This window comes from Kitasatospora sp. NPDC051914 (genome assembly GCF_040680995.1).
Classification (GTDB): Bacteria; Actinomycetota; Actinomycetes; order Streptomycetales; family Streptomycetaceae; genus Kitasatospora.
Genome location: NZ_JBFAXX010000062.1, coordinates 25530 through 48055, shown reverse-complemented (window position 1 = coordinate 48055; position 22526 = coordinate 25530). Strand labels below are relative to the sequence as shown.

Here is a 22526-nt window from a genome sequence, read left to right as displayed (position 1 = left end):
ATGTGCGGGTGCGGGGGCACCTGCATGCCGGGTTCGCCGGCGATGTCGTCCGGGCCGTAGTGGTCGACGAAGCACCAGGCACCGACCATCCGCCGTCCCATGCTCGGCAGCAGCCGGCGCACCACCGTCGACCCGCCCAGGGCGGTCTCGCGCGCCACCAGCAGGTCCCGCTTCGGGCCCTCCGCCCGGTTGCCGCCGCAGCTGGCGGGGGTGGGGCGCAGGTCGAGGTCACTCATGGCGGTCGGACTCCTCCGGTTGGATCGGGGCGGTCCGGGAGCGGACGGCCGTGTGCTGCTCGACGATCGGCGTGCCGCCGCTCACCGCGCGGGTCACCGGCGTGCGGTCGGCGATGTCGAGCAGGCGGGCGCGCTGCGCCTCGTCCAGTTCGCCGAGCAGGTCGATCCGGCGGGTGATGCGGGCGGACGCGTCCGGGCCCTTCTCGTAGCCGAGGTGCACCCGGACGGTCTCCAGCGGCCAGCCCTTGCGCTGCGCGTACATGCGCAGGGTGATGGCGGTGCAGGAGCCCAGCGCGGAGAGCAGCAGGCCGATCGGGGTGGTGGCGGTGTCGCCGCCGCCGACCGATTCGGGCTCGTCGGCGGCCAGCTTGTGGTGGCCGGAGCGGATGTCGACGCGGTAGTCCTCGCCGGTGCTGGTGGCGACGGCCGCAGCGGAGCGGACGAAGACCGGCTCGGCGGCGGCGGTGGCGGTCGCGGTGGTGGCGGTGGCGGTGGTGTCCATGAGTTCCTCGGGCCGGAGGCCGGTCACAGGTCGAAGCGGTCGCGGTGGGTGGCCGGCACGAGGTCGGCGTAGTCGGGGTGCTTGGTGATCCAGCCGCGGATGAACGGGCAGTACGGGAGGACGGCCAGGCCCTGCTCGCGAGCGGCGTCCAGCGCAGCCCGGGCGAGCTTGCCGCCGAGGCCGCGGCCGCCGAACTTCGGGTCGACCTCGGTGTGGATGAAGGCGAGCTCGGCCTCGTAGCGGTGGTACTCGGCGAAGCCGGCGAGCTCCTCGTCATCGAAGATCTCGAAGCGGGAGAGCTCCTGATTGTCCGTCACGCGAATCGCCATGGGTCTGCCTCCTCGGTAGGGCCGCGGGTCTCGCGGGCCGGATTTAGTTTACGATTAAACCAAGCGATGATCAACCGTATTCCGTACCTACGCTCGCACCGCTCCGGATCCTGCCGTGCAGCCGGCCCGGCGGAGCGACGGAAGCCCGGGCGGTCGGACACCTGGGGCCGGCGCCGGGCTCTGGGCTTGCCCGGGACATGTCGATCATGGGGGGCAGTGGTGCAGCAGCTGGCGGTGGTGTCGGGCGGCGGGACGGGCATCGGCAAGGCGATCGCCCGGGAGCTCGCCGCGGGCGGGTATCGGGTCGCCGTCGTCGGGCGCCGGACCGAGGTGCTGGAGCGGGCCTGCGAGGAGATCGCCCGTACCGTCGGCGGACCGGCCGCGGTGCCCGTCACCGCCGACCTCACCGACCCCGCCCGGGTCGCTGCGGCAGCCCGTACGATCGCCGCCCTCGGGCCGGTCGACGTCCTGGTCAACAACGCCGGGGCGGTGATCACCCCGCCCGCCGACCAAAGCCTCGACGCGCTCGCCGAGGCCTGGCGGCGCGACCTGGACACCAACCTGCTCGGCGCCGTCCTGCTCACCACCGCCCTGAGCGGCGAACTGCGCCGTCCCGGCGGACGGCTGATCGTCATCAGCTCCGCCGCCGCCCAGCGCGGCGGCGCGGGCCCGCACTCGGCCGGCTCGTACGCCGCGGCCAAGGCCGCCCTGCACGGGTGGGCCTTCGGCCTGGCCCGGCAGCTCGGCCCCGACGGCATCACGGTGAACGTCCTGGCGCCGGGCTACGTGGCGGACAGCGAGATCTTCGGCGCCGGCTGGACCCCGGAATTCCATGCGGGCAAGGTCGCCGACACCCTGGTCGGCCGCGCCGGTACCCCCGACGACGTTGCCGCCGCGGTCGCCTACCTCGCCTCCCCGGCGGCGGGTTACGTCACCGGCCAGGTCATCGGTATCAACGGCGGCGCCGTCCTCGGTCGTTGACCCGGGTCGTGCCCTCAAGGGCGCGGGTGCCCCACGAGGGGCGCCCGGGCGGCCCCGGAAGGTGCGCACTGACGGGCACTGCCGCTGTTGCGCCGGGTCACCGCCGGGAAGCGCGGCGGAGGGCCATGAAGTAGCCGATGATCATACCGACCAGGATGGTGACGGTCAGGACGACCCACAGGGGGAGGGTGACGTCCGAGACCCAGAGCGTGATGGTCACCGAGCTGGTGTTGACGGCGATGAACCAGATGGCGAGGACGGCGAGGATGCCGACGCCGACCGTGCGCAGGCGCACCTGGCGGCCCTTGACCGTGAGGTGCGACGGCTGGTGCTGCGTTCCGGTGTTCTGCGACATGGCTTCAGTATCGTGCGATTTGCCCGTTTCGGCCCGGGCGGCCGCTGCGAGGCCCGTGGTTGAGCGCGGAGCGCCGCGGCGCAGGGCTGCCGGTCGGCTGCGAGGTGCGGGGCCGTGCGCGAGGCGGGAAGCTCGGAGGATGACGGCGCTTGTGGTGATGCTGGAGATCGAGCGGCCGGGCACGGTGCACGAGCTGGGCGGCGGCGAGCACGCGGAGGCCGGCCGGGCCGCGCTGGTCGTGCACGCCGCGCCGGACGTGGGCGACGGCGCCCCCGGCGGGCGCACCTTCTGCGGCCTGGAGACGGCGGGCCTCCAGCCCGACCCCCTGCAGCCGGCCGGCGGCGGCGCCACCTGGTACGCCCCGCGCTGGTCGCAGAAGGTCTGCGAGGTCTGCGCCGTCGCCGTCCGCAAGCTCTGAAGCGCCGCTGCCGCACGCCGGAGGCGGCCCGGCCCGGACCTTCCGGGGCCGGGCCGCTCGCGTGGTGCGCCGCGGCCTACCGCCAGCTGTCGTGGACGGTCAGGGTGCCGGTGGGCGGCGTGGTGGTGGTCCGGTTCGGGCCGTCCTCCCAGACGACGCCGCCGTCGGGGTCCTTCTTCAGGTACTTGTACTGGACGGCGGTGTTCGGCGGCAGCGCCGTGAAGCCCGTCCACTCCGGGTAGACCTTGTAACTGGTGGACAGCGGAACGGCCTTGGCCGGGTCCCAGCCGCCGAGTTCGGCCAGGTCGCCGATGACGTACACGTTCTGGCCGGGGACGGTCGTCGCGGTGGCGGCGAAGACGGCGGTCAGCGGGTGGCCGCCGGCGACGTTCCAGCGGTCGTCCAGCTCGCTCTCGCCGGAGGTGGACACGAAGAAGGACCGGTCGGGGATGTCCTCCCAGGCCACGGCACCGGCCGCGGTGCGCTTGAGGTACTTGTACTGGAGCTGGCCGCCGGGCGGCAGCACCAGGGTCGCGTTCCAGGCCGGGTAGCTGCGCGCATCGGTGGACAGCGGGACGGCGCGGGTCGGGTCCCAGGCGCCGAGTTCGGCGGTGCTGCCGGTGACGAGGACGGTGTCCCCGGGCTCGGTGGTCGCCGTGACGCGGAGGTGTACGGGCACGCCCGCCGGGTCCTCCTGATCGGCGCGGGCGCTGCCGACCGGTCCGAGGAGGGGCGTCAGCAGGGCGGCGAGGAGGGCGGCGACCAGGGTCGGCAGCAGCCCCAGGGGGCGCGGCCGGCCGGCGCCGGGAAGTGACTGGGCAAGCGTCATGTCCGGTTCTCTCCAGGTGGAGTGGCGGCGTGGCGCCGCAGACAGGGGGACGGCCGGGCTCGCGTGCGACGTCGGAGGCGAGGGGCGGTCCGCTCGCTGCAAACTCTTGCAGCAACTTTCATGCCGAGGGGAGATTTTCGGCCACGGTCGGGCCGGGGCTACCCCTCTCGCCGCGGGGGAGTGGGCCGGGTGTGACTGCCGCCGCATCTGACCTGCGCACGACACTCGGGCGGGGCGCGGGCGACGCGCGCAGCGAAGGCCCGGCGGCCGATCCCGCGTCCACCGCCCGCAACCTGTCGGCAACCGGGAGGGGCCTCCCGGCCGCCGTGCTGACACGTTCGGTGACGGTGCGGTCACCGCACAACGGCGTGAACGCGTGCCCGGGGAGGTCCGGCCGGCCGCCGCCGACCGGACCCGTCCTCGGGTGTCAGTCCGTCCGGGCGAAGTCGCCCCAGACCGACGGATGGGCGGACGCGGTGGCGGCGTCGATCCGGTACCAGTCGCCCACGGCGTTGCGGTAGCCCGCGTCGTGCCCGTACTGGCCGGCGAAGACGTGCTGGCCGGTCGGCACCGTCCGCCCGGGCCGGAGCACCCAGCGGTAGACGAGCACCCCGCCCTCCTCCCGGACGGTGACCGTGAAGTCGGCCTCCGGCAGCGTCTGCCAGTGGCCGGTGTCCCGCACGCCGCCGGTCTGCGGGACGTGCAGCTCCACCGTGAGCGCGGTCAGCGGCTCGCGGGTCTTGAACGTGACGTTGCTCTGCGCCCAGAAGTCGGTGCTGTGCGGATCGACCGAGCCGTCCGCCCACAGCGGTCCGTTCTCCGTACGGCTGCCGGGCGGCCTGGCCGCCGGCGGGCGGTCCGGCGAGGGTGCCGCGGACGGACTGCCCGAGCTGTGCCCGGGAGCGGCGGACGGCGTCCGGGACGCGGAGGTCGGCTCCGGCAGGGCGCTCGGGCTGCCCGAGGGCCCGGCCGTGCTCGGCGGTGCCACCGGCACCGTGGTGGGGGCCGGATCGGGACGCTGGGCGATGGCGGCGACCGCGAGGCCGCCCACCGCCAGTGCGCCGGCGGCGGCCACGGCGGCCAGTGCCACCCGGGGCCAGGCCGAGATGCCGCGGCGCACCCGGTGCCGGCCCGGGCGGGCGCCGCGGGCGGCAGCGCCGTCGCGGGCCATGCCCTGCTCCACCCGGGCGAGCATCCGCTCCCGGTCGGGCCGGTGGGCCTCGGCGGCATCGCGTAGCTGTCTGCGCAGCTCGTCCATCAGCTCCTCCTTCCGGCCAGCTCGCCGGCACGGGCGCCGAGCAGGCGCTGCAGCTCCGCCATGCCCTTCGAGGTCTGGCTCTTCACGGTGCCGACGGAGATGCCGAGGGCCGTGGCGGTCTCCCGCTCGGAGAGGTCCATGGCGTGCCGCAGGACCACGCAGGCGCGCTTGCGGAAGGGCAGCCGGGCGAGTGCGGCGCGCACGTCGACGACGGCGGCCACGTCGGGGTCGTCCACCCGGTCGGACCGCTGGGACCAGAACAGCAGGACGCGGCGCCGCTCCCGCACCGCGCTGCGGATGCGCTCCTTGGCCAGGTTGGCGACCACGCCGCGGGCGTACGCGACCGGATGGTCCGCGCGGCGGACCCTGTCCCACCGGTGCCAGAGCGCCACCATCGCGTCCGCGGCCAGGTCGTCCGCGGCGTCGGCCTCGCCCGTCAGCAGATGGGCGAGACGGGCGAGTTCGGCGTGGTGGCGTTCGAAGAAGTCGTGGAACTCCGCCGACGCGTCATCGACGACCATGTCCGGGGCGTGACCTCTCGATCCGATGTGAGCGTTCTCAACCTGAGGGGAGGCGAGCAGCCTACCAACCGTGCGGGCCCGCAGGCCGAACGGGTCCGCCGCCGATGCGGCACCGGTGGCCATCAGCCCTCCGAGCCCCGGCAGTGAGGCCGGGAGCACAGGTCTGAGCACGTGGACGACTCCTTCGGATCGATTCCTGTCCACCCTGTTGCCGCCGCTCCGGGAAAGGTTGCCGCCCGGCGGAGAGAATTTTTTGGCGGAGGAGCCGAGCCGATTTCCTGTGAGCGTTAACCGGCAGCGGCGCCCGGACTCCACAGGGACGAGGATGGAGGTGGTCCCCCACGGGGAGGTGGGTGGTGTGGCGCTCACCGTGGCACTGGCCGGCGACACCATGCTCGGCCGCGCCGTCGCGGTCCGGCTGAGCCGGTCGCCGTCGGCCGCGGCGCTGTTCTCGGAGCCCGTCCGGGCCGCCCTCGCGGAGGCGGACCTGCGGGTGCTCAACCTGGAGTGCTGCGTCTCCGACCGCGGCGAGCCGTGGGACGCCCCGGGCAAGCTCTACTTCTTCCGCGCCCCGCCGGCGGCCGCCGACGTCCTCGCCGAGCTCGGCACCGACTGCGTCACCCTCGCCAACAACCACGCCCTGGACTTCGGGCGCGATGCGCTCGCGGACACCTGCACCCTCCTGCACCGGGCCGGGATACGCACGGTCGGAGCCGGCCGCGACGCCCGGGCGGCCCGCAGGTTCACCGTTCTGGAGGCGGCCGGGCTGCGGCTCGCCGTGGTCGGTGTGACCGACCATCCGGCGGACTACGCGGCCGGTGAGCACCGACCCGGGGTGGCGTACGCGGACTTGCGCCGGGGAGTCCCCGACTGGCTCACCGGGCTCGTCGGACGGGCGGCCCGGGCCGCCGACGCCGTCCTCCTCACCCCGCACTGGGGGCCCAACATGACCACCCGGCCGCCGGGCCGGGTCGCGGCCGCGGCGCCCGCCCTGCTCGCCGCCGGGGCGACCGTGATCGCCGGGCACTCGGCGCACGTCTTCCACGGCGTGGCCGAGCGGATCCTGTACGACATGGGCGACTTCGTCGACGACTACGCCGTCGACCCGTTCCTCCGCAACGACCTGGGCCTGCTCTTCCTGCTCACCCTGGACGGCCCCGAGCCGGCGCAGCTTCGGCCGGTACGGCTGCGGGCACTGCCGCTGCACCTGGACCACTGCTGGACGCGGACCGCCCGCGGCGCCGAACTCTCCTGGATCCGTGACCGGTTCACCGATGCCTGCGCCGAGTTCGGCACCGAGGTGGCCGAGGACGACGGGTGGCTGGTCGCCGAGTGGGGGTGAACCGGTGTCGTCCGCCCGGTGAGCCGGGCTGCGGCGTCCACGGGGTGCGCGGGTGATCACCCGAACGAGTGGGGCTGTGCCCGATGTCGTCCGCACCCCGGCCGGGTGCGCCAGCATGGGCGGCCAACCGGCGCTCGTACGGCCGGCCCTGCCGCGGCGGTCGGACCGCCCCGCGGCCGGGTGTCCGTCGAGCCCCCGAGAGAGGTGCGGACATGAAGTCGGCTCGCCGTCGTATCGCCGGGGCCGTGGCAGGCCTGCTCACCATGGCATCCTCCGTACTGGCCGCCGCCCCCACGGCGGAGGCGGCCGGATACGCGACGATGACCGTGCAGGCCGGGGCTGCCGCGCGCAGCGCGCCGTACCAGTCGTCCGCGACTTTCATCGGGTACGTGAGCTCCGACGGCTGGCGTAACCCCTCCGGGCAGGCGTCCTGGGTGAAGTGCTGGGTGGACGCCGGATGGGCGACCGGCAACTACTACAGCAACCGGTGGTTCTACGCCTACGTCAACTACTCGGGTGGACGCGTGCCCGTCTGGGCCTACGTCCACTCCTCGTACGTGACCAACCAGTCGTCCGTCCCCCGCTGCTGACGGCGGGTCCTTGACGGCAGGCCCTTGACAGCGGGCCTGCCCGCCGCGGTTGTCCCGGCCGGTGAGGCGGCCGGGGCGCCGTCAGCGCAGGGGCAGGGCGATCGCCAGGGCGATTCCCGCGCCGATCAGGGCGCAGAGCAGGGCGGCGGTGACGGCGGTGCGGACGGCGTCCCCCCGGAGGGCGGCCCGCAGGGCGGTGGGCAGCGGGTCCTGGTCCAGCTGCCGACGGGTGCGGCGGGTGGCGCGGCGCAGCAGCCACAGGGCGAGGCGCCGGCGCAGGGGGAGGCCGGTGGTGGGCGGCCGTCGGGGGTCGAGGGCGGCGCGGGCCCAGGGGTTGGTGCGGCGCAGGATGCGCTGGGTGGCGCTGGTGTCGTCCGCGGCGGGCTCGCCGAGCAGCAGGGCACGGGCGGAGCGGGCGCTCCGCTGCCTCAGGTCGTGGCCCTCCGGGCCGGCGACGAAGCGGTGCAGCAGGACGGCGTCCTCGTCGAGGAGTTCGTCGAGGTTGCGCTGCATCAGTTCGCGGCCGGTCTCGGCGGCGAGCACGGCCTGGTGCAACTGCCGTTCCAGGGTGCGCCGTTCGCCGACGGCGGGCACCAGGACGCGCAGCAGGTGGTGGGCGGCGTCCAGACGCCCCCAGGTGAAGTCGGAGGTGCGCCAGCTCTCCTGGACGAAGGCGCCGAGGTGGCCGAGCCGGATGCCGTAGAGCTTGCGGTCGCCCATGCCGGCGTAGCGGTCCTGCCAGAAGAGCGGACCGAGGTCGTCGGGGCCGAGCCGGAGGAAGGTGAAGGCCGGGGTGGGCTGTTCGACGGCGAGCGAGGCGGGCGCGAAGGCGTGGCTGAGGACTTCCACGGCGAGGCAGCAGGCGAGGGTGTCGCGGGTGGTGGCGAAGCGCCGGTCGCCGGTGGCGCGCAGGGCGGCGAGGTGGGTGTCGGCGGCCTCCCGGACGAGGAGGCCGAGGGTCCGGGAGACGTTCAGCCGGGCGAAGACCTCGCAGACGCGGTCGGCGACGCCGGTGTCGGACGGCCCGGCCTGCGGGCCCTCGCGCAGGCTCGTCCGGACGGCGTCCATGACGGCCCGTCCGGCGGCGAGCAGGCGGCACAGCTCGCCGGCGGCGGCGGCCAGGTGCCGCCGGTGTCCGGCCTCGGCGGCGGCCAGGCGCCCCTGCAGGTCGGCCATCAGCAGCCGCAGGACGCGCTCGGTCGGGGTGATGCCCCACCGCCAGCGCTGCGGATCCGGGTCGTGCACCGCGTCCTCGGCGTCGGTGACGGGCGGCGGCAGCCAGTCCGGGCACCGGCCGATCAGCCACTCCGGTTCGGCCTCGGGCGGGTTGACCAGGGAGGTGGCGGTGCCGGTGCCGGTCAGGTGCCGGCGGGCGTCCCAGAGCACGGCGGCGGCCCGGCTGTGGCGGTAGTCCTCGACCAGTTCGGAGGCCTGGAGCAGCAGTTGGGTCGCCCGGACGGGGTCCTCGCGGAGCTGCTGGAAGAGCCGGTCCTGGACCTCGACGACGCGGGTGCGCAGCCGGTCGGCGAGGTCCTCGGTGGCGGAGCGGAAGTTGCCCTCGCGGGGGTAGCGGAGGGCGGTCGAGGCGGCTTCCGTCCAGGTGATGTCCTCGGGGCGTTTGCGGCCGACCTTCTCCTGCTGGAGGTGGCCGGCCGAGGGGACGACGTACACCAGGACGCGTTCGGGCCTGGCGTCGGTGAGCCGTTCGCCGATCGCGTCCAGGACGGGCCGGAACGGCTCGTTGACGAGCACACCGCCGTCCATGACGGAGCTGCTGGGCGCGGACCGGGGGAGTTCGCGGTGGTCGGCCATCGGCTCTTCGTGGACCGGCGCGAACGCCACCGGGAAGCCGGCCGTGGCACGGGCGGCCCGCAGCAGGGCGGAGCCGGGGTCGGTGAGCCGGCCGTGGAAGTCGCGGCGCGGGCGGTCGGCGATCCGCCAGGCACCGGAGGCGTCGCGCTCGTAGCGGACCGCGTCGTCGTCGTGCTGGAAGCGGTAGACCCGGCGGTGGTCGGGCACGTCGAACTCGCCGCCGTAGCCGTCGGTGTAGCGCTGCGGCCGGCCGTCGAGGGCGGTCGCGGTGAGGAACAGGGTGACCGGCTCGGCCAGTTGCGGTTCCTCGCCCATCCCGGCGACAACCTCGGCGAGGGTCTGCTCGACGACGGAGCCGCGCAGCAGGCTGCCGGCGGCGTCGTCGGCGAGCAGCGCGCCGAGGTCGGCGGCGCGGTTCCAGGTGGCGCGGAGGTCGGGCAGGGGCACGCCGCGGCCGATGGCGGTGGCCAGCAGCATGCCGTTGAGGCCGCCCGCGGAGGTGCCGGCGATGACGTCGATCACCACACGGCGGTTGGTGCTGCGGGCGAGGCGCTTCCAGAGCCGGAACACCGGCCGGTCGCGCTCGGGGACACCGTCCTCGGCGTCGCCGCGGGAGGCGCGGCGGAGCAGGTCGAGCTCGTGGGCGACGCCGCCCATCCAGACGGCGAGGCTGATGCCGCCGTTGAGGACGAGGGCGAGGCGGACCTCCTCCGGCGTGCTGCACGCGGCGGCGGGGCCCTGGTCGGTCATAGCGGCAGGCTAGGACGCGGCGGCGCGGGCGGTGTCCGGCCCCGGCGGGGGGTTCAGCCGCTCGGCCGAACGGAATGCGCCGTGCGGAGCAGCGACGCGGGGCTGGACGGGGCGGTGGGTGCGGCGCCCGTCAGCCGACCTCCCAGAAGAAGCGGTGGGTGTGGATGCCGAAGTACGGGAACGACTGGATCTGGCGGACGCCCTCGATCGGGCGGACGGTGTCGTTGACGAAGTCGAGGAGCTCGCGCGGCCCGGGGCAGACCACCTCGGCGAAGAGGTCGAAGCCGCCGGCGGTGAGCACCGAGTAGACCACTTCGCCGTGCTTGGCGAGTTCGTCGGCGACGGTGCGGGGGTCGCCGTCGACGGAGATGCCGAGCATGGCCATGGCCTGGCCGCCCATCGCCATCGGGTCGGTCACGCCGACGACCTGGACGGCCTTGGCGTCGAGCAGCCGCTGCAGGCGCTGCCGGGCGGCCGACGCCGACAGGCCGACCTTGGGGCCGAGGTCGGCATACGCTATCCGGCCGTCGGTCTGCAGTTCGCGCAGGATCGCCCGGTCGATGTCGTCCACGTGTGTGCTCCTCGGTCCGCCAGTTGTCCCGAACATTATCGGGAACCGCCGGTCGCGGTCCGGCGGTTCCCGCTGCCGGTCAGCCCGCGAGCCGGGCCAGGGCGACGGAGAAGACGTCGGTGTGCGCGTCGACGTCCGCCTCGGTGGTCGCCGGGCACATCAGCGCCATGTTGTGGAACGGGGTCATCAGGATGCCCCGGTTGGCCAGGTACAGGTGGAGGAAGTCCTCCAGCTCGGGGTCGGCGACCGCGGCCGAGGCGGTGCCGGTGCGGGGTGCGGGGTCGGCGAAGCGGTACTCGGTGCGGGCACCGAGCCGGCTGACCGACCAGGGCAGGGCGTGGGCGTCGACGGCCTGCTGCACACCGGCCTCGAAGCGTTCGGCGAGCTTGCCCATCCGCTCGAAGGCGGCGTCGGTGAGGACGTGCTCCAGGGTGGCGCGCATGGCGGCGACGGAGAGCGCGTTGCCGGCCAGGGTGCCGCCCACGCCGCCCATGTCGACCAGGTCGAGGTCGCCCAGGCCGAGCAGCCGGTCCGCGAGCTCGGCGGAGAGGCCGTACGCGCCGGCCGGGATGCCGCCGCCGATGGCCTTGCCGATGGTCAGCATGTCGGGCTCGAGGTCCCAGGCGGCGGTGCAGCCGCCGGGCCCTGCGGAGAAGGTGTGCGTCTCGTCGTTGATCAGCAGCACGCCGTGGCGGCGGGTCAGCTCGCGCACGCCGGCCAGGTAGCCGGGCTCGGGCAGGACGATGCCGATGTTGGTGAGTGCGGGCTCCATCAGGACGGCGGCGACGTCGCCGTGCGCGAGCTCGCGCTCCAGCTGGTCGAGGTCGTTGAACTCGGCGACCCGGCTGGTCAGCGTGACGTCGCAGGGGGCGCCGACGTTGCCGGGGCGGGAGACGCCGCGGCCGTCGGGGCCGACCACGATCAGCGACTCGTCGACGCTGCCGTGGTAGCTGTAGCTGTTGACCAGGATCTTGCTGCGGCCGGTGACGGCCCGGGCGAGGCGGATCGCCCAGCGGTTGGCGTCGGTGGCGGTGAGCGAGAAGCTCCAGTGCGAGAGGCCGAAGCGGCGGGTCAGCTCGGCGCCGACCCACTCGGCGTCCTCGGTGGGCAGCATCGCGGTCGCGCCGCCCTGGTCGGCGAACCGGCGCTGCACGGCCGCGGCGACCACCTCGGGGGAGTGGCCGGCCATCGCGCCGGTGTCGCCGAGGCAGAAGTCGATGTACTCGTGGCCGTCGATGTCGGTGATCCGCGCGCCGCGGGCGGTGGCCAGGTACCGGGGGAAGGCGCCGGCGGTCTTGTTCATCCAGGTCATCGGCACCCGGCCGAAGAGGTGGTCGGCGCGGGCGTAGGCGGCCTGCGACCGCGGGTTGCGGCGCTCGGCCTCGGCGCTCTCGCGGGCGAGGAGGTGCTGCAGTCGGGCGCGGTCCATGGGGGCTGCCTCACGTCGGGGCCGGAAGGGGATTGCTCCGTGGGGGATTGGTTCGACTGTAGGCATGCATGAGGAGCATGGGCAAGCATTGACGCTCGATTCAATTGTCAAAGCAATCGATTCGAGCGTGGTCGACATGCGATGTATCGATGTGCACTCAGTGCCTTTACTGATTGGCACTCAGTGCCATACGCTCCCGGTGTCGTGTCGAGCGGGCTTCGGCAGCGGGTCCCCGCATGCGCCGGCCCGGAGCGGGAGGAGCCGCCATGAACCCCGTCGCCACCACCACTGCGCCCGCCGCGGCGGCCGTCGACGACCGGCCTGCCGTCGAACTGGTCTTCCGGCGCTGCCGCTGGTGCCGCGCGGCGACCGCCCCCGTCCGGATGCTCTGTCCGGTGTGCGGCAGCGCCGACCTGGAGGACGAGGTGAGCGGTGGCACCGGCACCGTGCGGCGGCTGCTGCCGGCGGCCCGGCGCGGGCCGGGCGAGCCCATGCCGTACATGGTCGCCCTCGACGAGGGCTTCACCGTCCAGGCGGCGGTGACCGGGGCGCTGCCGGGTGCCGTCCAGGCCGGTGCCCGCGTCGAACTCTCGGTCTCCAGCGGCCAGTTGATCGCCTTCCGGCTGGTCGCCGGCCAGCCCGGCCCGGCCGAGCCGGAGAGCCTCTTCGCCCCGCGCCCGGTGGGCTGCATCCGGCAGCCCGTCGCCCCGGCCGTCCGCCGCGCCGGCTGAAGCGCGCCCGGGAGGGCAATCCATCAGGTGCCCCAGCGCCCTCTTGAGTTGCCCGTCAGGGCGCGGTGAGCGGGGGCTGGGCCGGGGCCGGACCGAGGGTGGTGGTGCCGGGGGCTGCGGCGTGGCCGAGGCCGGTGCGGTACGTCTCCAGTGCGGTCTCGGTGCGGCCGAGCCTGCGCTGCAGGTCGCCGAGAAGGCGGCACAGGTCGGCCAGGTCGCCGGCGGCGCCGGTGGGCTCCAGCAGGGCGAGCGCCCGGCCGTAGTGCTCCTCGGCGGCGGCGGTGTCCTCCCCGTCCTCGGCGAGCAGGCCGAGCAGGCGGTGGGCGGCGGCGCGGTGCACCGGCCCGCGGTCCGGGTCGAGCCCGTCCAGGAGGCGGTGCAGCAGCCGGCCGGCCTCCTCCCGGCGGCCCAGCCGTCGCAGGACGTCGGCGAGTTCGACCTCCACCTGGGCGGTGTACAGCTCGGCCCGGGTGGCCGCCAGCATGTCGCGGGCGGTGGAGAGTTCGCGTTCGGCGGCCTCCAGTGCGCCCTCCTGGGCGTGCACATAGCCGCGCATCCAGTGGCAGTGGGCCAGTTCGGTGCGGATCTGCAACTGCTCGTAGAGGGCGGCCGCCTTGGCGAGGGAGGCGTCCGCCTCGGCGGTGCGGCCCTCGGCGAGCAGGGTGCGGGCCACCGTCCGGTGCATCCCGGCCACCAGTGCCGGGTCGGTCACCTGCGGGGCCATGCCCAGGGCGATCTCGGCGGCCTGCGCGGCCCGGGCGTGCGCGCCCATGTCCATGTACGGGGCGATCGCCGCGGTGTACAGCAGCACCAGGGCGTCCGGGTCCTGCAGCCCGGCCGTGTGGAGTTCGTCGATCGCGGACTCCAACAGGTAGCAGGAATACCGTAGTTCGCCCGCCAGCAGGTGGGCCACCGCCCGTCCGCGGACCGCCCGGGCGCGCTGCAGCGCCGGTGCGTCGCCGAGCAGCGCCTCCGCGGCCTCGAAGTGCCCGCGGGCGGCGGTGAGATCGCCCGCGTAGAGCGCGCACTGGCCGAGCCCGAGCAGGGCGGCGGCATGCTCGGGGTCCAGGCCGTGCCGCTCGGCCTCGGCCAGCAGCCGGCGGTACGCGGCGGCCGCGTCCTCGCCCTCGCCGAGGGCCAGCAGCCGCTGGGCGTCCACGAGTTCGGCGCGCAGCCCGGTGGCGACGTGCGGCGGCCGGCCGGTGGCGAGCTCCTCGTACGTCACGCCGAGCCGGTCCGCGACGTGCCGCAGGGCCGCCTCGGAGGGGCGTACCCGGTCCGACTCCAGTATCGAGATGTAGGCGGCCGTGTAGGCGGGCTCGGCGAGTTGGCGCTGGGTGAGGCCGCGCTCCAGGCGCAGCCGGTGCACCCGCCTGCCGACGGTGGCAGGGGTGTTCGGGTCCGACGGGGCCGTCGTGTCCGCCAAGGCTGTCCCACCTGTCCGCTCGCCGGGTCCTGTGCGAGGGCCACCTTAGACCGACCGGCACACGGGGCGCCGCGACGCCGCACCCCATGTGCCGGTCGGTCCTGTGCGCTGCTGACCTGGTCAGGGCGAGTGCCACCGCGTTCCGTCCGGCCGGTGCGGCGTCCGGCTCCGGGCCGAACCTCCGCTGCCCGCAGGGGAATCGGTGCCCCGCCTCTTGTCGGCGGAGCCTGCCGCCCCTAAGTTCAGCACAGAGTTAAGCCTATTTAACTCACCTCTTAACCCCCACCCTCGACCGAGAGGAGGGCATGTGCGCGCCCGCACCCGCATGCCCCGCTACGCCGTACTCGCGGCCTGCCTCGCCCTCGCAGCCGCACCGACCGTGCCCGCCGCTGCCGCCGAACCGACCCCCGCCACGGCGACCGCAACCACGTCCGCCCCCGCGCCGGGCGGCCGGACGGTCGCCGCGGAGGCCTTCGACCGGCCCGGCGGCGAGGGCCGCACCCTGCACGTCCCGGCCACCGCGCCCGGCCGCGCCAAGGACACCGCCACCCGCCGGACGGCGCCCGGCGACGTCACCGGGGACGGCGCGGTCGGCCGGCTCGCCGTGACCGGCCCCACCGCCGACCGCCTGGACGTGGTCGTCATCGGCGACGGCTACACCGCCGACCAGCAGGACGCCTTCCACAAGGCCGCCGCCGCCCAGTGGGCGGCCATCACCGCGATCGAGCCCTACCGCAGCTACCGCGGCCTGTTCAACGTCTGGACGGTCGACGCCGTCTCGCACGAGTCCGGCATCAGCGGCGACCCGGACGCCGGCACCGTCCGCGACACCGCGCTCGGCAGCTGGTTCTGGTGCGCGGACACCGAGCGGCTGGTCTGCACCGACCTCGACAAGGTCGCCGCGTACGCCGCCAAGGCGCCGGCCGCCGACCTGGTCGTGGTCATCGCCAACTCGGCCAAGTACGGCGGCGCCGGCTACTACGGGCTGCAGGCCGAGGGCTACCCCTTCGACGGCGTCTCCACGCTGTCCTCCGACAACGCCTCCTCCAGCCTGATCGCCGCCCACGAGATCGGGCACTCGGTCGGACGACTCCACGACGAGTACACCTACGCCTCCTACGGCACCTGGACGGAGGGCGAGGTGGACGGCCCCAACTCGACCGTCCGGACGGCCGACCAGCTGCTCGCCGACCGCGCCAAGTGGTGGCGCTGGCTCGGTGCGGACGACCCCACCGGCGGCACCGTCGACACCTACGAGGGCAGCTCCTACTACCCGCACGGCCTCTACCGCCCCACCGCCACCTCGCTGATGCGCAGCCTGTCCAGCACCGACTTCAACCTCCCCGGCCGGGAGGCGATGATCGCCGGCTTCTACCGGCACGCCAACGTCCTGAGCAGCGACCTGCCGACCGGCAGCACCGTCCGCCGCAACGCCCGGATCACCGTCTCCCGGGCCGAACTGACCGGCCTCGCCGACCCCGACCTGCGCTGGTACCTCGACGGAACGGAGGTCGCCGCCGCCCGCGGCCGCACCTCCGTCGTGCCCGCGGTGCTCGGCGTCCGCCCCGACGGCCGACTGCACCGCCTCACGGCCGTCTCGGTCGACCGCACGGCCTCCGTCCGCGACCCCGGGGTGCGGGAACTCGCCACCGACACCCTCGCCTGGCGCGTCGTCGGCACCCCCTGAGCCTGTCCTCGCGTCAACCGGGTCGGCCGGATCCGGCCGACCCGGGCGACATGCGCGTGGATACCGCCCCCGCGCGGCAGCCGGGCCGTACACTCCCCGCGACGACCACCCCGCCGACCCGCCGTACCGAGCCGCCGTTCCGCTGAACCGATCCGCCGCCGAAGGAGCCGCGATGCGCGTTGCGCTGTTCGCCACCTGCGTCAACGACGCCGTGCGTCCGCGCACCGCACAGGCCGTGGTGGCCCTGCTGGAACGCCTCGGAGTGGAGGTCGACTTCCCTGCCGCGCAGACCTGCTGCGGCCAGCCGCAGTACAACACCGGCTACCGGCGCGAGGCCGAGCCCCTGGTGCTGCGCACCGCCCGCGCCTTCGAGGGCTACGACCACGTGGTCACCCCGTCCGGCTCCTGCACGGCCATGGTCCGCGACGCCTACCCGCGGATCGGCGCCCGGGCCCAGGCCGAGGGACGCGGCACCCGGCTCGCCGACGCGGCCGCCTCGCTGGCACCACGGGTGCTGGAACTCACCGAATTCCTCACCGACGTGCTGCAGGTGACCGACGTCGGCGCGTACTTCCCGCACACCGTCACCTACCACCCGTCCTGCCACGGCCTGCGGATGCTCGGCCTCGGCGACCGGCCGCGGCGCCTGCTGCAGGCGGTCGAGGGGCTGGAACTCGTCGAACTGCCCGGCGCCGAGGAGTGCTGCGGCTTCGGCGGCACCTTCGCCGTCAAGAACCCCGACGTCTCCGTCGCCATGGGCGCCGACAAGGTCCGCAACGCGCTGTCGACCGGCGCCCGAGTGCTGTGCGGCGCCGACAACTCCTGCCTGCTGCACCTCGACGGCACCCTCCGCCGCCGGGACGCGCCCATGCAGGCCCTGCACATCGCCGAGATCCTCGCCTCGACCAGGACGGAGGTGCACGCGTGAGCGGCACCTACCTGGGCATGCCCGCCTTCCCCAAGGCCGCCGAGGCCTCCACCCGGAACGCGCAGCTGCGGGCCAACCTCACCCACGCCACCCGCACCATCCGCGAGAAGCGCGCCAGGGCCGTCGCCGAACTCGACGACTGGGCCGAACTCCGCGCCGCCGGCAAGGAGATCAAGGACCGTACGCTGCGCCGGCTCGACCACTACCTGCTGCAGGCCGAGGAGGCCGTCACCGCGGCCGGGGGAGTGGTGCACTGGGCCACCGATGCCGCCGACGCCAACCGGATCGTCGCCGACCTGGTCAAGGCCGCCGGCGAGAGCGAGGTCGTCAAGGTCAAGTCCATGGCCACACAGGAGATCGGGCTCAACGAGGCACTCGCAGCCGAGGGCATCACCGCGTACGAGACCGACCTCGCCGAGCTCATCGTCCAGCTCGGCGACGACCTGCCCTCGCACATCCTGGTGCCCGCGATCCACCGCAACCGCGGCGAGATCCGTGACATCTTCCGCGAGGCGATGGGCCGTTGGGGCCGCCCCGCGCCCGAGGGCCTGACCGACTCCCCGGCCGAACTCGCCGAGGCCGCCCGCCTCCACCTGCGGGAGAAGTTCCTGCGGGCCAAGGTGGCCGTCTCCGGCGCCAACTTCCTGGTCGCCGAGACCGGCACCCTGGTCGTCGTCGAGTCCGAGGGCAACGGCCGGATGTGCCTCACCCTCCCCGAGACGCTGATCTCCGTCGTCGGCATCGAGAAGGTGATCCCCACCTGGCGCGACCTGGAGGTCTTCCTCCAACTGCTGCCCCGCTCCTCCACCGCCGAGCGGATGAACCCCTACACCTCGATGTGGACGGGACTGGGGCCGTCGAAAGGGGCCGACGGCGACGGCCCGAAGAACGTCCACCTCGTCCTGCTCGACAACGGCCGCACCGCCACCCTCGCCGACGAGGTCGGCCGGCAGGCGCTGCGCTGCATCCGCTGCTCCGCCTGCCTCAACGTCTGCCCGGTCTACGAACGCGCCGGCGGCCACGCCTACGGCTCCCCGTACCCCGGCCCGATCGGCGCCATCCTCACCCCCCAACTCCGGGGCCTGACAACCGAACTGGACGCCTCACTGCCCTACGCCTCCACCCTGTGCGGTGCCTGCTACGAGGTCTGCCCGGTGGCCATCGACATCCCCGAGGTCCTCGTCCACCTCCGCGAACAGGCCGTCGAGAACGGGCCTGTGCACCGCGCAGAGAAGGCCGCGATCAAGGCCGCCACCTGGCTGCTCGACCACCCCGCCGCACTCGCCGCCGCCGAACGCGCCGCCGCCCGCACCCGCGGCCTGCACCCCAGGAAGCTCCCCCTGCCCGGGCCCGCCAAGGCCTGGACGGCCGGCCGCGACCTCCCCGAGATGCCCGCCGAGCCGTTCCGCGACTGGTGGGCGGCCCGCACCCGCGACCGCAAGGACGGCACCCCATGAGCAGCTCCCGCGACACCGTCCTCGCCCGCATCCGCAGCGCCCTCACCGACGTACCCGCGGGGGAGGAGCCCGGCAGCCCGCCCGTCCGCCGCGACTACCGCTTCACCCACGTCCTCGACGAGCCGAAGGCACTGCTCGACCTGCTCGCCGACAACCTCACCGACTACCGGGCCCACGTCCACCGCTGCACCGGGGACGAACTGCCCGCCGTGCTCGCCCGGCTGCTCGCCGAGCGCGGCGCCCGTACCGTCGCCCTCCCGGCCGACCTCCCCGCCGCCTGGCTCGCCCGCGCCGAGGCCGAACGGCTCCCCGACGACGGGCACCTCACCGCGCAGCGGCTCGACACCGTCGACAGCGTGGTCACCGGCTGCGCCCTCGCCGTCGCCGAGACCGGCACCATCGTCCTCGACGCCGGGCCGGCCCAGGGCCGCCGCGTCCTCACCCTCGTCCCCGACCACCACATCTGCGTCGTCCGGGCCGACCAGGTGGTCGCCTCCGTGCCCCAGGCCCTTCCCCGCCTCGACCCGGCCCGCCCCCAGACCTGGATCTCCGGCCCCTCCGCCACCAGCGACATCGAACTCGACCGCGTCGAGGGCGTCCACGGCCCCCGCACCCTGGACGTCGTCCTTTTAGGGCTTGTCTGACAATTCCCGCCGCGCGCGCGACGCCGGATCATCCCGGCCGGACGCACCGCCGCATCGCCCGAGTACGTCCAGTACGAGGCCGATACGGCGGCACGCCCGGCCGGGCGCCCGACGCCGCGCGCCGATGCGGCGCGAATTGTCAGACAAGCCCCAGAAGGCCCCGGCCCGCGGAGCTGATCCCGCGGGGCCCGTCAGCCGCGTGCGCGGAGGTACGCCTCCAACTCGGCCGCCCCGGCCAGCATCGCCCGCCCGCGGGCGGCCAGCCGGCCGTGCCAGTCGTGCAGCGCGGCCTCCAGAGGCTCCAGGCCGCCGGCCGCCCGCACCTGGGCGATCAGCGGGGCGATCTGCTCCAGCAGGTGGCCGCCCCGCCTGAGCTGGTGGGCCAGCCGGACGTCCCGCACGTCGGCCTCGTCGTAGACGCGGTACCCGGTCAGCGGGTCGCGGCGCGGACGCACCAGCCCGGCGCGTTCCCAGGCGCGCAGTGTCGCGGGCCTGATGCCGAGTTCCTCCGCGAGCGGTCCGATGAACATGCCGCCGCGCCCCGCCACCACCGCCCCGTCCCGCCCGGCGGCCGCCGTCGGTGCCAGGTCGCGCAGCGCGTCCTCGACCGCGCGGAGGGTCTGCCGGTCGCCGAGGAGCTGGGCGTGGCTCTCGTCGACGAGGCGGAACGCCTCCTCGTCCGCACCCCGGTTCACCGCCTGCATCACCGCCGTGGCCGTCGCACGGCCGTGGCCGGGCACCAGGGCGAGGAACGCGCGCAGCGCCGCCGCGTGCAGCCGGGCGTAGGTGCGGTAGCCGTGCGGCGTGCGCTCGGCGGCCGGCAGGATCCCGGCCTCCTCGTAGTTCCTGACCGCCTGCGTGGACAGCCCGTGCCCGCGCGCCAGATCGACCGGCCGGAGCCGGTCGCCGCTTTGAAGGTTCCGTCCCATAACCCTGGTGATGTCGGGGAAAAGTTTCAACCGAGCCTTCAACGATACCGTTGAAGGCATGGCGACTGACATCAAGGAAAGCATTCGTCCCGTCGACGCTGCCGCCCTCCTGGAGCTGCTGCCGGCCCGGCCGCGGGTGCTCGCACTGGGCGAGCCCACCCACGGCGAGGACGCCCTGCTCGAGCTGCGCAACGAACTCTTCAAGCACCTCGTCGAACACGAGGGCTACCGGACGATCGCGATCGAGAGCGACTGCCTGGCCGGCCTGACCGTCGACGCGTACGTCACCTCCGGCACCGGCACCCTCGACGAGGCCGTGGAGCACGGCTTCAGCCACGGGTTCGGCGCGTCCGCGGCCAACCGCGAGCTGGTGCGCTGGATGCGCGCCCACAACGACGGCCGGCCCGCGGCCGAGCAGGTCCGCTTCGCCGGCATCGACGGCCCGCTGGAGATCACCGGCGCCGCGAGCCCCCGCCAAGCCCTCACCGCGCTCCACGGCTACCTCGCGGACCGCGCGGACGCCGACCTGCTCCCGTGCACCGCGGAGACGCTCGACCGCCTGCTCGGCGCCGACGACCGGTGGCCGGAGCCCGCCGCGATGATGGACCCGACCCGCTCGGTCGGGCAGTCCGCCGAGGCCGCCGAGCTGCGGCTGATCGCCGACGACCTGGTGGCGCTGCTCGACACCCTGACACCGCAGCTGGTCGCCGGGAACTCGCGCGAGGAATGGCACCGGGCCCGCCTCCACGGGCGCACCGCCGTCGGCCTGCTGCGCTACCACCACTGGATGGCCGACACCTCGCCCGGCCGGATGGCACGGCTGGTGGGTCTGCGCGGCGGGATGATGGCCGACAACCTCCTCGCCCTCGCCGAACGCGGCCCGGCACTGCTCTTCGCCCACAACAGCCACCTGCAGCGCGAGAAGAGCAGCATGCGGCTGGGCGGCCTGCGGCTGGAGTGGTGGAGCGCCGGGGCACTGGCCGCCGCCCACCTGGGCGCGGACTACGCCTTCGTCGCCACGGCCCTCGGCACGATCCGGCACCAGGGGGTCGACACCCCGCCGCCGGACACCGTCGAAGGACTCCTCCACGCCCTCCCGGAGGAGCACTGCCTCGTCGACACCCGCCGGCTGGCCGCCGCCCTCGAGGAGGCACCCCCCGCACCCCGGGTGTCCCCCTGGTTCGGCTACGCCCCGCTCGACCCGGCCCACCTGACCGCCATCGATGCGATGCTGTTCGTCAGGGACCTCGGCCCGCAGGGCTAGCACTGCTGCAAGGGCAGCCACTCAGGGCACCCACGTGCCCTTGAGGACAGGCCCCGCGCCCGGTGCCAGACTGGGAGGCGGGGTCTGCCCGACGGGAGTGGTCATGGACACGGTGACCGGTGCGCAGGCGGCCGCTCCGGCGGCGGAAATGCTCGACGACGCCCGGATCGACGCCCTCGCGGCAGCGTTCCGCGGGGAGCTGGTGCGGCCCGCGGACCGCGACTACGACGAGGCCCGGCGGATCTGGAACGGCTCGGTCGACCGCCGCCCCGGCGCGGTCGCCTACTGCGCCGGTGTCGCCGATGTCATCGCCGCCGTCCGGTTCGCGGCCGACACCGGGGTGCCGTTCGCCGTCCGCAGCGGCGGCCACAGCTTCCCCGGGCAGTCGGTCTGCGACGGCGGCCTGGTCGCCGACCTGTCCCGGCTGAAGGGCATCCGGGTCGATCCCGACGCCCGTACGGCCCGTGTCCAGGCCGGCGTCCTGCTTGGTGAACTCGACCACGAGACACAGCAGTTCGGGCTCGCCGTGCCGGCCGGGATCGTCACCCACACCGGCCTGGCCGGCCTCACCCTCGGCGGCGGCATCGGCTGGCTGATGCGCCGCCACGGCCTGACGATCGACCAGCTGCTCTCGGTCGACCTGGTCACCGCCGAGGGCGGCCTCGTCCGGGCGAGCGCCACCGAGAACCCGGAACTCTTCTGGGGCGTCCGCGGCGGCGGCGGGAACTTCGGCATCGTCACCGAGTTCGAGTTCCGCCTCAACCCGGTCGGCCCGACCGTGCTGGCCGGCCCGATCCTCTGGGACGTCGCCGACTCGGCCCGGCTGCTGCGCTTCTACCGCGAGTGGATCACCGAAGTCCCCGACGGGCTCACCACCGCGGTGGTGCACCGCAAGGCCCCGCCGCTGCCCGAGATCCCCGCCGAGTGGCACGGCCGCCGGGTGGCGATCGTGATCTGCTGCTGGACGGGCGACCTCGACGAGGGAGAGCGGGTGCTGCGCCCGCTGCGCCGCTTCGGCCCGCCGGTGCTGGACCTGTGCCGCGCGAAGCCGTTCATTGAGCACCAGGCGATGCTCGACCCGTCGTTCCCGCACGGCCGCTGGTACTACTTCAAGTCCTGCGACGTCGCCGAACTCACCGACGAGATCGTCGACATCACCGCCGACCGGGCGGCACGGATCACGTCGCCGCTGACCAGCTTCCCGATCTTCCACCTCGGTGGTGCGATCGGCCGGACGGGCGAGGACGACACCGCCTTCAGCGGACGCTCGGCCGGCCACACCTTCAACATCAACGGCACCTGCGCGGACGCCGAGGGCTTCGACGGGGAACGGGAGTGGGTCCGCGGCTTCTGGTCGGCGCTCGCCCCGCACCACACCGGCGTGTACGTCAACTTCCTGATGGACGAGGGCGGTTCGCGGGTCGAGCAGGCGTACGGCGCGGCCAAGTACCGGCGGCTGCGGGAGCTCAAGCGCACCTGGGACCCGCACAACCTCTTCCGGCTCAACCAGAACATCCCACCTGCCTGAGCCGGCCGC

General features: G+C 74.4%; 22 protein-coding genes and 1 pseudogene. 11 read left to right on the top strand and 12 right to left on the bottom strand.

What is annotated here, in order from left to right; genetic code table 11:
* The 3 genes and pseudogenes from AB0M03_RS31825 to AB0M03_RS31815 form a co-directional block, all read right to left on the bottom strand.
* A pseudogene (locus tag AB0M03_RS31825) lies at positions 1-236 on the bottom strand (pirin family protein); the annotation flags it as partial.
* On the bottom strand, positions 229-738 hold the full coding sequence (locus tag AB0M03_RS31820; RefSeq protein ID WP_363497862.1) for an OsmC family protein: 510 nt from the start codon (positions 736-738) through the stop codon (positions 229-231). The pseudogene AB0M03_RS31825 and the gene AB0M03_RS31820, both read right to left, overlap by 8 nt.
* Before the next feature lie 23 nt (positions 739-761).
* Entirely contained in the window at positions 762-1067 is a 306-nt protein-coding gene (locus AB0M03_RS31815) for a GNAT family N-acetyltransferase (protein ID WP_363497859.1), read from the bottom strand.
* 216 nt (positions 1068-1283) lie between these two features.
* Between AB0M03_RS31815 and AB0M03_RS31810 the strand changes: the two genes are divergently transcribed.
* Positions 1284-2048, top strand: a complete 765-nt coding sequence (locus AB0M03_RS31810; RefSeq protein ID WP_363497856.1) for an SDR family oxidoreductase — start codon at positions 1284-1286, stop codon at positions 2046-2048.
* 97 nt (positions 2049-2145) lie between these two features.
* Here the strand turns inward: AB0M03_RS31810 and AB0M03_RS31805 are convergent, their stop codons facing one another.
* On the bottom strand, positions 2146-2403 hold the full coding sequence (locus tag AB0M03_RS31805; protein ID WP_363497853.1) for a LapA family protein: 258 nt from the start codon (positions 2401-2403) through the stop codon (positions 2146-2148).
* A 139-nt stretch (positions 2404-2542) separates the two neighbouring features.
* Between AB0M03_RS31805 and AB0M03_RS31800 the strand changes: the two genes are divergently transcribed.
* The gene (locus AB0M03_RS31800) at positions 2543-2821 is read left to right on the top strand and encodes a hypothetical protein (protein ID WP_363497850.1); all 279 of its coding nucleotides are present in this window, start codon (positions 2543-2545) and stop codon (positions 2819-2821) included.
* A 76-nt stretch (positions 2822-2897) separates the two neighbouring features.
* Here AB0M03_RS31800 and AB0M03_RS31795 read toward each other — a convergent pair whose 3' ends face one another.
* The 3 genes from AB0M03_RS31795 to AB0M03_RS31785 all read right to left on the bottom strand — a co-directional run bounded on the left by AB0M03_RS31795 (position 2898) and on the right by AB0M03_RS31785 (position 5429).
* Positions 2898-3650, bottom strand: a complete 753-nt coding sequence (locus AB0M03_RS31795) for a CBM20 domain-containing protein (RefSeq protein ID WP_363497847.1) — start codon at positions 3648-3650, stop codon at positions 2898-2900.
* A 427-nt stretch (positions 3651-4077) separates the two neighbouring features.
* Positions 4078-4908: a hypothetical protein gene (locus AB0M03_RS31790; protein ID WP_363497844.1), complete on the bottom strand. Its 831-nt coding sequence runs from the start codon at positions 4906-4908 to the stop codon at positions 4078-4080.
* The gene (locus AB0M03_RS31785; protein ID WP_363497841.1) at positions 4908-5429 is read right to left on the bottom strand and encodes a SigE family RNA polymerase sigma factor; all 522 of its coding nucleotides are present in this window, start codon (positions 5427-5429) and stop codon (positions 4908-4910) included. The genes AB0M03_RS31790 and AB0M03_RS31785 overlap by 1 nt, the downstream gene beginning before the upstream one ends.
* 358 nt (positions 5430-5787) lie before the next feature.
* On the opposite strand from AB0M03_RS31785, the gene AB0M03_RS31780 reads away from it, so the two are divergent.
* Together AB0M03_RS31780 and AB0M03_RS31775 are read left to right on the top strand one after the other, a co-directional pair.
* A complete protein-coding gene (locus tag AB0M03_RS31780) occupies positions 5788-6771 on the top strand; it encodes a CapA family protein (RefSeq protein ID WP_363497839.1) in 984 nt (327 codons plus the stop codon).
* 212 nt (positions 6772-6983) lie between these two features.
* The gene (locus AB0M03_RS31775) at positions 6984-7361 is read left to right on the top strand and encodes a hypothetical protein (protein WP_363497836.1); all 378 of its coding nucleotides are present in this window, start codon (positions 6984-6986) and stop codon (positions 7359-7361) included.
* Positions 7362-7442: 81 nt separating this feature from the next.
* Here the strand turns inward: AB0M03_RS31775 and AB0M03_RS31770 are convergent, their stop codons facing one another.
* From AB0M03_RS31770 to AB0M03_RS31760, 3 genes are all read right to left on the bottom strand, one after another.
* Positions 7443-9923, bottom strand: a complete 2481-nt coding sequence (locus tag AB0M03_RS31770; protein ID WP_363497833.1) for a DUF3376 domain-containing protein — start codon at positions 9921-9923, stop codon at positions 7443-7445.
* A 130-nt stretch (positions 9924-10053) separates the two neighbouring features.
* Positions 10054-10494 carry an Lrp/AsnC family transcriptional regulator gene (locus tag AB0M03_RS31765; RefSeq protein WP_363497831.1) on the bottom strand — a complete coding sequence of 147 codons (441 nt, stop codon included), beginning with the start codon at positions 10492-10494 and terminating at the stop codon, positions 10054-10056.
* A gap of 79 nt (positions 10495-10573) precedes the next feature.
* Positions 10574-11923, bottom strand: coding sequence for a transaminase (locus AB0M03_RS31760; protein ID WP_363497829.1), 1350 nt, complete (start codon positions 11921-11923; stop codon positions 10574-10576).
* A 266-nt stretch (positions 11924-12189) separates the two neighbouring features.
* On the opposite strand from AB0M03_RS31760, the gene AB0M03_RS31755 reads away from it, so the two are divergent.
* A complete protein-coding gene (locus tag AB0M03_RS31755; protein ID WP_363497826.1) occupies positions 12190-12654 on the top strand; it encodes a zinc ribbon domain-containing protein in 465 nt (154 codons plus the stop codon).
* Between the two features lie 55 nt (positions 12655-12709).
* On the opposite strand, the gene AB0M03_RS31750 is transcribed toward AB0M03_RS31755, so the two are convergent.
* Complete coding sequence (locus tag AB0M03_RS31750; protein WP_363497823.1) at positions 12710-14080, bottom strand: helix-turn-helix transcriptional regulator; 1371 nt, start codon at positions 14078-14080, stop codon at positions 12710-12712.
* Between the two features lie 307 nt (positions 14081-14387).
* Between AB0M03_RS31750 and AB0M03_RS31745 the strand changes: the two genes are divergently transcribed.
* From AB0M03_RS31745 to AB0M03_RS31730, 4 genes are all read left to right on the top strand, one after another.
* Positions 14388-15767 carry a M64 family metallopeptidase gene (locus tag AB0M03_RS31745; RefSeq protein ID WP_363497820.1) on the top strand — a complete coding sequence of 460 codons (1380 nt, stop codon included), beginning with the start codon at positions 14388-14390 and terminating at the stop codon, positions 15765-15767.
* Positions 15768-15939: 172 nt separating this feature from the next.
* Entirely contained in the window at positions 15940-16695 is a 756-nt protein-coding gene (locus AB0M03_RS31740; protein WP_363497817.1) for a (Fe-S)-binding protein, read from the top strand.
* Positions 16692-18152 carry a lactate utilization protein B gene (locus AB0M03_RS31735; protein ID WP_363497814.1) on the top strand — a complete coding sequence of 487 codons (1461 nt, stop codon included), beginning with the start codon at positions 16692-16694 and terminating at the stop codon, positions 18150-18152. The genes AB0M03_RS31740 and AB0M03_RS31735 overlap by 4 nt, the downstream gene beginning before the upstream one ends.
* Positions 18149-18796 carry an LUD domain-containing protein gene (locus tag AB0M03_RS31730; RefSeq protein ID WP_363497811.1) on the top strand — a complete coding sequence of 216 codons (648 nt, stop codon included), beginning with the start codon at positions 18149-18151 and terminating at the stop codon, positions 18794-18796. Before AB0M03_RS31735 ends, AB0M03_RS31730 begins: the two co-directional genes overlap by 4 nt.
* A gap of 191 nt (positions 18797-18987) precedes the next feature.
* Here AB0M03_RS31730 and AB0M03_RS31725 read toward each other — a convergent pair whose 3' ends face one another.
* Positions 18988-19725, bottom strand: a complete 738-nt coding sequence (locus AB0M03_RS31725) for a TioE family transcriptional regulator (protein WP_363497808.1) — start codon at positions 19723-19725, stop codon at positions 18988-18990.
* A gap of 58 nt (positions 19726-19783) precedes the next feature.
* On the opposite strand from AB0M03_RS31725, the gene AB0M03_RS31720 reads away from it, so the two are divergent.
* Positions 19784-20989 (top strand): erythromycin esterase family protein, encoded by a 1206-nt coding sequence (locus AB0M03_RS31720; protein ID WP_363497805.1) that lies wholly within the window; start codon positions 19784-19786, stop codon positions 20987-20989.
* 103 nt (positions 20990-21092) lie between these two features.
* A complete protein-coding gene (locus tag AB0M03_RS31715; protein WP_363497802.1) occupies positions 21093-22517 on the top strand; it encodes an FAD-binding oxidoreductase in 1425 nt (474 codons plus the stop codon).
* Positions 22518-22526 lie beyond the last annotated feature (9 nt).